This is a genomic window from Pseudoxanthomonas daejeonensis, assembly GCF_010093205.1.
GTDB lineage: Bacteria > Pseudomonadota > Gammaproteobacteria > Xanthomonadales > Xanthomonadaceae > Pseudoxanthomonas > Pseudoxanthomonas daejeonensis.
Genome location: NZ_PDWN01000010.1, coordinates 81,866 through 94,894 on the forward strand (window position 1 = coordinate 81,866; position 13,029 = coordinate 94,894).

The following is a 13,029-nucleotide window of genomic DNA, read 5'->3' on the forward strand; positions in this document are numbered from 1 at the left end:
GCGATGGACCCTCCTGTCGCCGCCGCCCATCTGATCGTCTCCTCGCGCTGCGCGCATGGCGAAGGCGTGCTGTGGTGCGAGCGCCGCCAGGCGCTTTTCTGGGTGGACATCGACGGCGCCCGGCTGTGGATGCACTCGCCAGCCGACGGAGCCACCCGCAACTGGTCGCTACCCGACCGGCCAGGCTGCATCGCCCTGGCCACCTCCGGCGAACTGCTGCTGGTCCTGGCCAAGGCGATGTTCCGCGCCGACCTGGATGCGGCGCTCGGCGCGGAAGCCACGACGCTCGCCCTGTCGCACCTGGCTGACGTCGAACCGAACGAGCCGCGCACGCGCAGCAATGACGGCCGCGCTGACCGCCATGGCAACTTCGTGTTCGGGACCATGGACGAATCGCCGGAGAAATCGCCCATCGGGAATTTCTACCAGTACTCCGCCGCGCATGGACTGCGCAGGTTGCCGCTGCCCGGCGCGGCGATCCCCAATTCGATCTGCTTTTCCCCCGACGGACGCACGCTCTACTTCTGCGACTCGATGCAGGACGTGATCCAGCGCTGCGACTACGAACCGGACGCCGCATGGACCGGCATGCCGCATCCGTTCGCCCGGGTCGATCCCGCGGGCGGTGCCGCCGACGGCTCGGCCCTGGATGCCGGGGGCGGGCTGTGGAACGCACGCTGGGGAGGCGCCCGCGTCGTCCGCCACGCGCCCGATGGGAACATCGACCGGGTTTTCCCGGTGCCGGTGCCACAGCCGTCGTGCTGCACGATCGGTGGAGCCGGCCTGGACACGCTGTACGTGATCACTTCGCCGCAGGGCCTGGACGACGCGGCACGCGAGGCCTTCCCCGAGTCCGGCAGCCTGTACGCGATACCCCTCGGCCGCGCATGCGGCCTGCCCGAAAGTCGCGTGGCATTGCCATGATCGCGATCGACTGGGGCGGCAGCAGCCTGCGCGCCTATCGCCTGGACAGCGAGGGCGGCGTGCTCGAGCGGCGCCGCGGCAACGAAGGTGCCCTCGCCTGCAACGGCCGGTTCGGCAGGGTGCTGGGCGCGCTGATCGGCGACTGGGACGATCCTCTGGTGGTGATGGCCGGCATGGTCGGCGCCCGCGGCGGCTGGATCGAAGTGCCGTACGTGCAATGCCCCGCCGACCTTGGAGCGCTGGCCGCCGGCATGCTGCGGCTGGACGCGTCGCGCGAATCGCCTGCATTGGCCAAGCGCACGCTGTGGTGCGTGCCCGGCATGGCCGACCGCAGCATGCCCGCCGGCGACGTCATGCGCGGCGAAGAGACCCAGATCGCCGGCCTGGTCGACCTGCTGGGCAAAGGCGCGCACACGCTGTGCCTGCCGGGTACCCACAGCAAGTGGGTACAGGTGCGCGACGGCGCGATCGCGCATCTTTCCACCGCCATGACCGGCGAGCTGTACGCGCTGCTGCGCTCGCACAGCATCCTCGGGCGCGGCATGCCCGAGGGCGAGCCGGCCTTCGACACCGGTGCGTTCGACGCCGGACTGGCCTGCAGCCGCGATCCGGGCGGCGGCCTTCTCCATGACCTGTTCGGCGTGCGCACCGCGCTGCTGTTCGGCCGTTTCCAGCCGCAGGCGCTGGCCTCCTACCTGTCGGGAATGCTGGTCGGGCACGAACTGCAGGCCGCACTCGCCGGCTTCGCGGGGCCGGTCCACCTGGTCGGCAGCGAAACCCTGGTCGAGCGTTACGCGCATGCGCTCCAGGAGCGCGGCGTCGGCGTCCATCGGCACCCCGAAGAACTCGCCGCGACGGGGATGTTCCGCCTGGCAAGGGCCCGCGGCCTGGCCTGACCACTGCACGCGGGGCGACGCGGGCCGGCCGCTGGACTAGAATGTCGCGCCTGTTCTTCCGTTCTACGGCCGCCTCCATGCCCTTCGTCGTTACCGAGAACTGCATCAAGTGCAAGTACACCGACTGCGTGGAGGTGTGCCCGGTCGACTGTTTCCACGAAGGTCCCAACTTCCTGGTGATCGACCCGGACGAGTGCATCGACTGCACCCTTTGCGAGCCGGAGTGCCCGGCCAACGCGATCTATCCGGAAGACGACGTGCCTGCAGGGCAGGAAGGCTTCGTCGCCTTGAACGCCGAGCTGTCCCGTGGCTGGCCGGTGATCACCGTGCGCAAGGAGCCGATGGCCGATGCGGCGGACTGGGACGGCAAGCCCGACAAGCTGCCCTTCCTGGAGCGCTAGGCGGCTGGCAACGGGACGCGAGACGCCGGCTGCTCCGGCGGCGGGACCGGACAAAACAAAAGGCGCCCGAGGGCGCCTTTGTCTTGCCGCCGCCGAAAACGGCGGGTGGGGTCAGCGCTTGGCCAGTTCGGCCTGCAACGCCGCGATCACCTTGAGCGGCTGTTCGCTGGTGGACGGCAGGCCACGCGGATCGACCGCGGACACGTAGGCGCCGCCTTCCACCGCGACAACGCGGACCAGGAAATCCACGCCCTGGTAGCCGACGTCGTAGGTGCCCAGCAGTTCCGCCCGGCTGGCGATGGTCAGGCCTTCGATGCCTTCGAGCGCAGTACCGACCTGGGCGAACACCTGGTCACGGCTCCCCGCGACAGTGAAGCCGCTCGGCGACGCGGCCGGGGCGGCCGCCGGGGCAGCCTGCGGACGCGGCGTACCGCCGACCGGCGGCAACGCCATCGCTCCGGACGTGTCCGGCAGGTTCAGGTCCGGCGGCACTTCCAGCGGACGCTGCTCGGCGGCAACGGCGTAGTCCCCCTTGGGGCCCTTGCTGAACCACGAGCAGCCACCCAGCAAAGCGACCACGGTGAAAGCCGAGAGCACGGCCGTGGTGGCGCGGGCGACGCGGTGAGTATTGGACATCATGTTCTCCGGAAGTGTCTGGATCAGGCCGCGAGCGATTCGCTGCCAGGGTGTGATTGGAGTTGGTGCAGCAGCGCGAGGATGCGATCGGCCTCGTCCTGGTGGCGCGCAGAGAGCGGCAGCAGGGGCAGGCGCAGGCCCTGGCCGTAGCCCAGCCGTCGCAGCAGGGCCTTGACCGGGATCGGATTGGATTCGACGCCGCAGAATTCGTGGAGCGGGGCCAGCCGCCCGTCCCATGCACCGGCAGCCTCCGCGTCGCCGCCGCGCGCCAGGTCACACAGGCGCCGATAGGCCGCCGGAGCCACGTTCGATCCGACCGAGACCAGGCCGTCGGCACCGGCAAGCATCGCCTCGCGGGCGCTGCCGTCGTCGCCGCTCAGGACGCGGAAACCGGGACCGCGCAGCGCGACCAGCGCCGACACGCGTACCGGATCGGAGACCGCTTCCTTGATCCCGACGATGCGCTCGTGCGAGGCCAGTTCGGCCACCGTGGCGGGCAACAGGTCGCCGCTGGTGCGCCCGGGCACGTTGTAGAGCACCACCGGCAGCCCGCCCTCCTCGGCCACGGCACGGTAGTGCGCGAGCAGGCCGTCCTGGGTCGGTCGCACATAGGGCGGCGTCACCACGAGCGCCACGTCGGCGCCGGCAGCAGCGGCACGACGAGTCTGTGCGACGGTCTGCGCAGTGCCGGACAGGCCGGTCCCGGCGAGCACCGGCACGCGGCCGGCCACGGTCTCCACCGCGACGCGCAACAGGGTGTCGTATTCGGCCTGCTCGAGCATCGAGGCTTCGCCGGTGGACCCGGCGACCACCACGGCTTCGGCGCCCGCGGCCAACTGCCACTCCAGCAGCCGGCGCCAGGCGTCGAGGTCCAGTGCGCCGCCCTCGTCGAACGGGGTCGCCAGCGCGGTGATCAGGCCGGTGGGATGCAAAGCAGGTTTCGCTGTGGTTTCCGCGGCGCACGCGTGTCGCGCAGGCCGGTTTTCGGGGAGGCCCGATCATACTTGCGGCGCGAAAGCACGGGCAAGTATGCTGCTCTCGGCGGCGGGCCAAGCCCCGTCCGCCATTCAGCCTCTCGCAATGCCGGAAGCCTCCTTGACCGATACCCCGCCCCGGCCTTCGCCGAACGAAAACCACCTCCTGATCAACGCCTATATGACGCATCCGGAGTCGCCGCTGCTCGCGGTGACGCGCCGTATCGCCGACAGCGGTTGCAACCTGGTGGACGCGCGCCTGGCGACAGTGGGCCGCGACGTGTCGATGACCGCGCTGGCGACCGGTTCCTGGGACGCGGTGGCCAAGCTCGAAGCCATGCTCGGCCGCCTCGAGCGCGAGGACGGCTTCAAGCTCAACTGGTACCGGACCGCGGCCAAGCAGAGCCAGTCCAACCTGCTGCCCTACATCGTCGAGGTGGTGGCCGCGGACAAGCCCGGCATCCTGTTCCAGCTGGCCGATTTCTTCGACCGGCAGGGCATCACCATCGAGAACCTGCAGAGCACCCGTTACCGGGCGATGCAGACCGGCGCGGAGATGTTCTCGGCGCAGGTGACCATTGGCGTGCCGGCGAACATGCACATCGCCGCGCTGCGCGACGATTTCCTCGAGTTCTGCGACCACCTGAACCTCGATGCGATCATGGACCCGATGAAGTTCTGAGCAGGAGCACGATGTCGGCACGATGAAACACGGCAAGCTCGATCGCGCGACCCTCAACCTGCCGCTGGCCCTGTCCGGCGGCCGCAGTGCCACCCTCGCCGATTTCGCCGGCCGCTGGCTGGTCCTCTACTTCTATCCGAAGGACAGCACGCCCGGCTGCACCACCGAGGGCCTGGACTTCAACGCGCTGTTGCCGCAGTTCGCGAAACTGGACGCCGACGTGCTTGGCGTGTCCCGCGACTCGGTCAGGTCGCACGACAATTTCTGCAGCAAGCAGGGGTTCGCCTTCCCGCTGGTCAGCGACGGGGACGAGGCGCTCTGCCGCGCCTTCGACGTCATCCACGAAAAGAACATGTACGGGCGCAAGGTGCTGGGCGTGGTCCGCAGCACCTTCCTGATCGCACCCGACGGCCGCATCGCCCAGGAGTGGCGCGGCGTGAAAGTCCCCGGCCACGCGCAGGCCGTGTTCGATGCACTGAAGGCCCAAACCGCGCAGTGACCGCCATCGCCGCCACCCTCCCCCGTCGCCCTGCCCCGCAGGCCGCGACGGCTCGCCCCTGTCCGGCGCATGCGCAGGTCCGGCATGCGTCGCCCCGTCATCCACTTCGACGCCACGCCCCACCCACCAGGAAGCCACGATGACACGAGGCAAGCGCATCTACGTGCTGGATACCAACGTGCTGATGCACGATCCGACCGCGCTGTTCAAGTTCGAGGAGCACGACGTCTACCTGCCGATGCAGGTCATCGAGGAGCTGGACAACGCCAAGAAGGGCACGTCCGAAGCCAGCCGCAACGCGCGCCAGGTCAGCCGTTTCCTCAACGAACTCGTGCAGGCCTCGGGCCTGGACAACCTCGAGGACGGCATCCCGCTGGCGCAGCCGCAGGGCGTGCAATTGCGCGGCCGGCAGAGCGTCGGCCTGCTGCGTTTCCAGACCAGCCATTTCGAAGCCGGCAAGAGCTTCGGCGCGGTGATCCCGGACAACGCGATCCTGGGCGCGATCCTGGCGCTCAAGGAGCAGACCCCGGCCGACATCCCGGTGGTGTTCGTCTCCAAGGACATCAACCTGCGGATCAAGGCGGCCATCGCCGGGATCGTGTCGGAGGATTACGAGAACGACCGCGCGCTGGACGATTTCAGCCTGCTGTTCACCGGCGCGACCGAACTGCCCGAGGATTTCTGGGAGCGCCACCGCGACGACCTGCGCTCGTGGTCGGACAAGGGCCGCACCAGCTACGAGGTCGCACCGCGCGAGGACGAGGACTGGCATCCGAACCAGTACCTGTACCTGCCGGGCGAGGACGAAGTCGAACTGCGCGTGGCGAAGATCGATGGCGGCAAGGCCACCCTGGCGCTGGTCGACGACTTCCGCGGCGGCCAGCACGCGGTGTGGGGCATCACCGCGCGCAACCGCGAGCAGAACTTCGCGCTCAATGCGCTGATGGATCCGGACATCGACTTCGTCACCCTGCTCGGCACCGCCGGCACCGGCAAGACCCTGCTGGCGCTGGCCGCCGGCCTGGCCCAGACCATGGACCAGCAGCGCTACCGCGAGATCATCATGACCCGCGCCACGGTGAGCGTCGGCGAGGACATCGGCTTCCTGCCCGGCACCGAGGAAGAAAAGATGACCCCGTGGATGGGCGCGCTGACCGACAACCTGGAAGTGCTCACCCACAACCAGGAAGGCGGTGCCTGGGGCCGGGCGGCGACCAACGACCTGCTCGCCTCGCGGATCAAGATCCGCTCGATGAACTTCATGCGCGGCCGCACCTTCCTCTCCCGCTACCTGATCCTGGACGAGGCGCAGAACCTCACCCCCAAGCAGATGAAGACCCTGATCACGCGCGCCGGCCCCGGCACCAAGATCGTGTGCCTGGGCAACGTGGAGCAGATCGACACCCCGTACCTGACCGAGACCACCTCGGGCCTGACCTACGCGGTGGACCGCTTCAAGAACTGGCCGCACAGCGCGCACATCACCCTGCGCCGCGGCGAGCGTTCGCGCCTGGCCGACTTCGCTTCGGAAGTACTTTGATCACGCCCGCCGCGCCCCCCGGGGGGGGCGGCGACCCCGCTCCGGATTCCATACCGACAATGACTTTTCCAGTTCCCGGCGAATGCCCGAAGTGCCACTCGCGGATGAAGGCCGGCTACCTGCTGGATCGCGGCTCCCACGGGCGCTTCGTCGCCGCATGGCCTGAAGGCGAACCGCGCCGATCATTCTGGAGGGGGCTGAAACCGTCGGGCAAGTTGAACGAGACGCGCACCTGGCGCCGCGCCGGCTGCGGTTACCTGGAGTCCCACGCGCCCGTCTCCTGACGGGCGCGGCCACGACCATGGGCCTGCAACTGCCACGCTGGGTCTGGATCGGCGCGGTCACGCTGGCGTGCATTGCCGGCATGGTCAACGTGATCGGCTACCTCGGCTTCGAGCACCAGGCGGTCAGCCACCTCACCGGCACGACCAGCCTGCTCGGCGCGGCGCTGGCCGAGGGCAACTGGCGTGCGGCCGGACACGTGTGGGGCGTGCTGATCGCGTTCTGCCTGGGGGCGACGGTGAGCGGACTGGTCATCCAGGACGGCACGCTGCGGCTGGGTCGCCGTTATGGCGTCGTCCTCGCCCTCGAATCGCTGTTGCTGGCCGCAGCGGTGCCGCTGTTCGTGCGCGAGCAGGTGCTCGGCGCGTGGCTGGCGGCGATGGCCTGCGGCCTGCAGAACGCGATGGTCACCACCTATAGCGGTGCGGCGGTGCGGACCACCCACCTGAGCGGCATGTTCACCGACCTGGGCATCGGCCTGGGCCATCTGCTCCGCGGCCTGCCTTTGCCGGTGCGACGGCTCACGCTCAGCGGGCTGATCATCAGCGGCTTCCTGGGCGGCGGCATCCTTGGCGCCTGGCTGTTCCGCCACCTGCAGTACCACGCGCTGCTGATCCCCTCCGCACTCACCGGACTGACCGGGATCGGCTACGTCGCCTACCGGCAGGTAACACTGATGCGGCAGCGCCGACCTGACGAGACGCGCCCCCCGCCCTCACCGGATTGAGCGGACGCCGGTAGCGGGCGCGCCGGTGGAGGGCCGGTGCACAATACCGGCATGACCGATCCACGATCCGACGCCAGGCCCGTCTCCGTCCTGACCATCGCAGGCTCCGACTCCGGCGGCGGCGCCGGCATCCAGGCCGACCTCAAGACTTTCGCCGCGCATGGCGTGCATGGACTCTCGGTGCTGGCGGCGCTGACCGCGCAGCACACCCGCGGAGTGACCGCGGTCCACGTGCCGCCGCCAGAGTTCCTCGACGCGCAGATCGATGCCTGCTTCGAGGATTTCCGCATCGGTGCGGTCAAGCTCGGCATGCTCGCCAGCGCGACGGTCATCGACACCGTCGCCCGCGCGCTCGAACGGCACCGCCCCGCGCACGTGGTGGTCGACCCGGTGATGGTCGCCACCAGTGGCGCGCGCCTGCTGGAAGCCGACGCACTGGATGCGCTGCGCCAGCGCCTGCTGCCGCTGGCCACCGTGGTCACCCCGAACCTGCCGGAAGCGGAACTGCTGCTGGGCTGGCGCATCGACGACCTCGACGCGATGTCGCAGGCTGCCTCGGCGCTGCGTGCCCTGGGCGCGCCGGCGGTACTCCTCAAGGGTGGGCACCTGGCCGGCCCGGGCGAAGTGGTCGACATCCTGGCCGATGCACAGGGCGAGCAGCGCACCGCGCACCCGCGCCTGCGGGTCGATGCGCATGGAACCGGCTGCACGCTGGCCTCGGCCGTCGCTGCGAACCTCGCGCGCGGCCTGTCCCTGCGCGATGCCTGCACGGCCGCGGCGGACTACGTGCACGCCGCGTTGCGCTCGGGGTATCGCCCCGGCCTGGGCGAGGTGCTGGTGCTGGATCATTTCGCGGCGATGCCCGGCCGATGAGCATCGACCCTCTGGAAACACCGGTCGCAGCAGACGACGGCCATCGCTGGACGCTGCTGGCCCGGCTCCCCGCGCAACCGAAGGCCCGGTTGCTGTGGCTGCCGGCGCTGGGCGTGGCCGCCCGCCACTACCTGCCCTTCGCCGAGGCGCTGGCTACGCGGGGCATCGCCGTGCACCTGCACGAATGGCGGGGCAACGGCAGCAGTTCGCTGCGCCCTTCGCGCACGCAGGACTGGGGCTATCGCGAACTGCTGGAGCTGGACCTGCCCGCCAGCCTCGCCACGTTGCGCGGTGACGTACCGGTGCTGCTGGGCGGTCACAGCCTCGGCGGACAACTGGCCTGCTGCCTGGCCGGCCAGCATCCGGAGTCCTTCGCCGGCTTGTGGCTGGTCGCCTCCGGCACTCCTTACTGGCGCAGCTTCCCGGCGCCGCGCGGCTGGGTGCTGCCGCTCGTGTACCGCTTCCTGCCCTGGCTGGCGCAGCGACAGGGCGTACTGCACGGCCGCAGGCTCGGCTTCGGTGGTACCGAGGCGCGTGGCCTGATCAAGGACTGGGCCCGGGTCGGGCTGGTCAACCGCTATGCCGCAGCCGGCATGGGTGCGGACCTGGAAGCGGACATGGCGCGCTTCACCGGACCGGTGCGCGGCATCGTCCTGCGTGCCGACTGGCTCGCGCCGCGCTCGTCGCTTCAGGCCCTGCTGGCCAAGTTGCGCCATGCCCCGGCCACGGTCGCGGAGCTGGATCGCCACGCCCTGCAGGCCCCGGCCGATCACTTCAGCTGGATGAAGCAGCCGGCCGCCGTGGCTGCGGCCTTGGCCTCTCCATCACCCGCGTGATCGCGCCCCGAACTTTCGATCACACAAATGATTGACGGCCGCCCGAAGGGCCATCATAATTCCGCGTCTTGAAATGCGCCCGTAGCTCAGCTGGATAGAGTACCTGGCTACGAACCAGGCGGTCGGGAGTTCGAATCTCTCCGGGCGCACCATTTCAGAGGACCGGCGACTTGTCGCCGGTCCTTTTTTTTGCCCGCGATTCCTGCCCGGGTCCCGCATTCCCGACCAGGCCGCTTTCGCGGCACGGGCCGGGAACGTATCGGTTACTTCTTCGCCGGCACGCTGCCCGGCGGGAAAGCCGAGAACATCTCGGCGATGCCCGCGCGCAACAGCTTGTCGCCCTTAGCCGGATCATCGGGCACCGTATCGCTGGCCGTGCCGCGCCAGATCGCCTGCTTGGTCTTGACGTCGAACAGGTCCACGACCAGCGTGCCTACGGTATAGGTGCGCACGCGCGTGGTGGCGCTGCTCATGCCCATGCCACCGCCATACCAGCCCGGGCCCCAGCCCCAGCCACCGTACATCGGGCCGGAGTACATGGTGTCCAGGCTCTGCTGCTGCTGCGTGGCCACGTGCGCCACCACGGCCACGTCGCCGTTGGGCGATTCCTTCCAGCCCTTGGCGGCGAGCTGCGCGTTGACGTATTCCACGATCCGCTGCGAAGCCAGCGGCGGGACGCCCTGCTGGTCCGGCTTGTTGAGCCAGGTGTAGGTGCGGTACCCGCTGAAGTTCGCGGTCGGATCAGCGTCGGTATGCACGGTCGGGGTGCTGGCGCAGCCGGCCAGCATCAGGATTATGGCTGCGATGACTAAGAGACCTTTCATGTCACTCCTCCTTTGGGTCTGCTGCTGGCCTTGCATCCGGCGGAGCGCGGGCGGCCTGCCGCGCCTCTGGTCGTAATCAGGTTCTTGCGGAAAAGGAGCGCCGGTTTCGTCCGTTTCTCCTCAGGCAGCCATGACCTGCAGCCCTCGGTCGATTCGCATCATCGTCTACTCGCGGAACGATGCCGCGACGCCATCGTCACGCCGCGCAGCACCCTGGATGGAATCTACGGGAATGGGCGCAGTGGCGCCGCCTCCGCCCATCTGGATCGTATTTCGCCGCCACTACCTCACATATAGGCCCAAGGCCCAATGCGGACCCCCGGTATCGCTGGCGATGATGCGTGAATGCATCCATCCGTGGGATGGCGCGCAGGGCAACGGTGCTTCGCGCCGCAAGCCGAGCACCCGCCCTGCCTGCGGAGTCCCACCACAACCAGCTGCGTGTACTGCGGGAGATAAGCATGGGTCGTACCTCCACCCTCGTGGCCAGCTTCCTGCTGGCCGTCATTTCCCTGCCCGCCTGGGGTGCCGCACCGACCTCGATCGATGCGCGGCCCTTCCCGCGCCAGTACAGCGCATCCAGCACGCCCTTCACCGTCTACCAGCCGCAGATGGAAAGCTGGGAAGGCAACCGGCTCAAGGGCCGCTTCGCCGTATCGGTGAAGACCGGCGTGGAGACCGGTGCCGACGGCAAGACGGTCGACAGCCTGGACTACGGCGTGGTCTGGTTCAGCGCGCTCACCGAGGTCGACAAGGAGGCCCGCGAGGTCACCCTGCGCAAGGCCACCTTCGATCGCGCCACCTTCCCGACCGCGATCGCCAGCCAGGACAAGTACCTGGGCCTGGTGCGCAGCGTGGTCCGCGACGGCGCCACGTTCACCATCGACCTGGACCAGCTCGAGGCCGCGCTTGCCGTGAGCCAGGCGGAGAAGAAACCGGCCTCGCTGCCGGTGAAGAACGTGCCGCCCGAGATCATGATCGCCTTCAAGCCCTCGCAGCTGATCTTCGTCGACGGCAAGCCCGCGCTCAGGCCGGCCTCGATGGAGGGCGTGCAGCGGGTCATCAACAGCCGATCGCTGCTGCTGCAGAAGGATGGACGCTACTACACCCGCCTCGCCGGACGCTGGGCCGCGGCCACGGCACTCGAAGGCCCCTGGACCCGGCTCGACAAGGTCGACAAGACGCTGCAGGCCGCGGCCGACCAGGCCGTCGGCGCGCAGCTGGTGGATACGCTGGACGATCCGCCGGAATCGATGCAGGAGCTGCTGGCCGCCGGTGGCTTCCCCGACATCCTCGTCCGCACCGGGCCGACCGAGCTGATCGTGGTCGACGGCGATCCGCAGTTCGCGCCGATCCCGGGCACCGCGCTGAGCTACATCGCCAACAGCCGTGCCGACGTGATCATCAATGGCGCCAAGGACAACGCGTGGTACGTGCTGGTGTCCGGACGCTGGTTCACCGCGGCATCCAGCCGTGGCCCCTGGCAGCACGTCGCGCCCGACAAGCTGCCGGTGGATTTCGCAAAGATCCCGCCGGACAGCCCGAAGGGCAGCGTGCTGGCTTCGATCGCCGGAACTCCCGAGGCGTTCGAGTCGCTGATCGCCAACAGCATTCCGCAGACGGCCACGGTCAACCGCAGCAAGGCGAAGCTGGAGGTGATGTACGACGGCGAGCCGAAGTTCGAAGCCATCGGCGGCACCCGCCTGCAGTACGCAGCCAACACGCCGGTGCCGGTGATCCTGGTGCCGGGTGGAGCGTTCTATGCGGTCGACAAGGGCGTCTGGTTCACCGGCCCGACCGCGACCGGCCCGTGGAGCGTGGCGCAGAGCGTGCCCTCGGAAATCTATTCCATCCCGACCAGCTCGCCGCTGCACTACGTGACCTACGTGCGCATCTACGGCGGCGAAGACGACGATGTCTACGTCGGCTACACGCCCGGCTATTACGGCACCGTGGCCAGCAGTGGCGTGGTCGTCTACGGCACCGGCTACTACTGCGACCCGTGGATCTACACCTACTGGTACGGCTGCCCGGCCACCTATGGCATGGGCGTGTACTTCGGCTGGAGCAGCTATGCGGGCTGGAGCTTCGGCTTCGGTTGGGGCTATTACCCCTGGTACCCGTGGTGGGGGCCGTGGTGGGGGTATCCCGGCGGCTGGTGGGGCGGCGCCGGCGCCTGGAACTTCTATGGACGCTGGGGCAATGCCGTGGTCGCCGGCACCGGCGCGGCCTGGGCCAATCCGTACACCGGGAACATCGGGCGCGGCTACCGCGGCGGCTACTACAACGAACGGACCGGCGGACGTGGCGTCGGCCGCGGTTACGTCAATACCAACGCCTATACCGGCACCACCAGCGCCGGCGCACAGGGCGTGCGCTACAACCCGGAGACCGGTCGCGTGGTCGGCGGCACGGGCGGCGCGGCCTACAACCCCTATACCGGCCAGTCGGCCGCCGGCGGCACGCGCACGGTGGTCAACACCGGGACCGGGCGCACCACCGAAATGGCTGGCGGCAAGGTGTCGGGCCCGGAGGGCGCGGCGGGCGGCGGCGCGATCAACAGCGACGGCCAGCGGGTCGACGTCAGCGGCGCCGGCGGCTACCGCTACAACACCGACACCGGCGAGTTCGACCGCGGCGGCGTGGCCAGGATCAACGACGACGTCTATGCCGGCAAGGACGGCAACGTCTACCACTACAAGGACGGCGAATGGCAGGAAGTGGGTCGGCCCGAACAGCACCGGGGCAACCTCGACGGACAGACCCGCAACGACCTGTCCCGCGACCGCTCGGCGCGAGAGGGTGGCTACCAGCGCTCGAACAGCGGCAGCGTGCAGAGGCCCGCCGGTGGCTACTCGCGCCCGGCGGGTGGTTATTCGCGGCCCGCGGGCGGATTCTCGCGGCCCATGGGCGGCGGCGGACGCCGTCGATGAGC

General features: G+C 69.3%; 13 protein-coding genes and 1 tRNA gene. 11 read left to right on the forward strand and 3 right to left on the reverse strand.

The features are described 5' to 3' along the window. Positions 1–3: 3 nt before the first annotated feature. The 3 genes from CSC65_RS11235 to fdxA all read left to right on the forward strand — a co-directional run bounded on the left by CSC65_RS11235 (position 4) and on the right by fdxA (position 2,221). Entirely contained in the window at positions 4–924 is a 921-nt protein-coding gene (locus tag CSC65_RS11235) for an SMP-30/gluconolactonase/LRE family protein (protein ID WP_162410665.1), read from the forward strand. Further along, positions 921–1,820, forward strand: a complete 900-nt coding sequence (locus CSC65_RS11240) for a 2-dehydro-3-deoxygalactonokinase (RefSeq protein ID WP_162410666.1) — start codon at positions 921–923, stop codon at positions 1,818–1,820. The genes CSC65_RS11235 and CSC65_RS11240 overlap by 4 nt, the downstream gene beginning before the upstream one ends. Before the next feature lie 77 nt (positions 1,821–1,897). Then, positions 1,898–2,221, forward strand: coding sequence for a ferredoxin FdxA (gene fdxA, locus CSC65_RS11245; protein ID WP_162410667.1), 324 nt, complete (start codon positions 1,898–1,900; stop codon positions 2,219–2,221). Between the two features lie 111 nt (positions 2,222–2,332). Here fdxA and CSC65_RS11250 read toward each other — a convergent pair whose 3' ends face one another. Then, positions 2,333–2,857, reverse strand: a complete 525-nt coding sequence (locus CSC65_RS11250) for a hypothetical protein (RefSeq protein WP_162410668.1) — start codon at positions 2,855–2,857, stop codon at positions 2,333–2,335. A gap of 23 nt (positions 2,858–2,880) precedes the next feature. After that, complete coding sequence (dapA, locus tag CSC65_RS11255; RefSeq protein WP_162410669.1) at positions 2,881–3,789, reverse strand: 4-hydroxy-tetrahydrodipicolinate synthase; 909 nt, start codon at positions 3,787–3,789, stop codon at positions 2,881–2,883. 148 nt (positions 3,790–3,937) lie between these two features. Between dapA and CSC65_RS11260 the strand changes: the two genes are divergently transcribed. The 7 genes from CSC65_RS11260 (at position 3,938) to CSC65_RS11290 (ending at position 9,422) form a co-directional block, all read left to right on the forward strand. Beyond that, on the forward strand, positions 3,938–4,513 hold the full coding sequence (locus tag CSC65_RS11260) for a glycine cleavage system transcriptional repressor (RefSeq protein ID WP_425501351.1): 576 nt from the start codon (positions 3,938–3,940) through the stop codon (positions 4,511–4,513). Between the two features lie 22 nt (positions 4,514–4,535). After that, positions 4,536–5,012 (forward strand): peroxiredoxin, encoded by a 477-nt coding sequence (locus tag CSC65_RS11265; RefSeq protein WP_162410671.1) that lies wholly within the window; start codon positions 4,536–4,538, stop codon positions 5,010–5,012. Between the two features lie 139 nt (positions 5,013–5,151). Beyond that, on the forward strand, positions 5,152–6,552 hold the full coding sequence (locus tag CSC65_RS11270) for a PhoH family protein (protein WP_162410672.1): 1,401 nt from the start codon (positions 5,152–5,154) through the stop codon (positions 6,550–6,552). Between the two features lie 301 nt (positions 6,553–6,853). Then, entirely contained in the window at positions 6,854–7,561 is a 708-nt protein-coding gene (locus tag CSC65_RS11275; protein WP_162410673.1) for a YoaK family protein, read from the forward strand. Between the two features lie 51 nt (positions 7,562–7,612). Continuing rightward, a complete protein-coding gene (gene thiD, locus CSC65_RS11280) occupies positions 7,613–8,434 on the forward strand; it encodes a bifunctional hydroxymethylpyrimidine kinase/phosphomethylpyrimidine kinase (protein ID WP_162410674.1) in 822 nt (273 codons plus the stop codon). After that, entirely contained in the window at positions 8,431–9,270 is an 840-nt protein-coding gene (locus tag CSC65_RS11285) for an alpha/beta hydrolase family protein (protein ID WP_162410675.1), read from the forward strand. Before thiD ends, CSC65_RS11285 begins: the two co-directional genes overlap by 4 nt. Positions 9,271–9,345: 75 nt before the next feature. Then, positions 9,346–9,422, forward strand: a tRNA-Arg gene (locus CSC65_RS11290). A 111-nt stretch (positions 9,423–9,533) separates the two neighbouring features. On the opposite strand, the gene CSC65_RS11295 is transcribed toward CSC65_RS11290, so the two are convergent. After that, positions 9,534–10,094: a DUF4136 domain-containing protein gene (locus CSC65_RS11295; protein ID WP_162410676.1), complete on the reverse strand. Its 561-nt coding sequence runs from the start codon at positions 10,092–10,094 to the stop codon at positions 9,534–9,536. A 461-nt stretch (positions 10,095–10,555) separates the two neighbouring features. Between CSC65_RS11295 and CSC65_RS11300 the strand changes: the two genes are divergently transcribed. Then, the gene (locus tag CSC65_RS11300; protein WP_162410677.1) at positions 10,556–13,027 is read left to right on the forward strand and encodes a hypothetical protein; all 2,472 of its coding nucleotides are present in this window, start codon (positions 10,556–10,558) and stop codon (positions 13,025–13,027) included. The last annotated feature ends 2 nt before the right edge of the window (positions 13,028–13,029 follow it).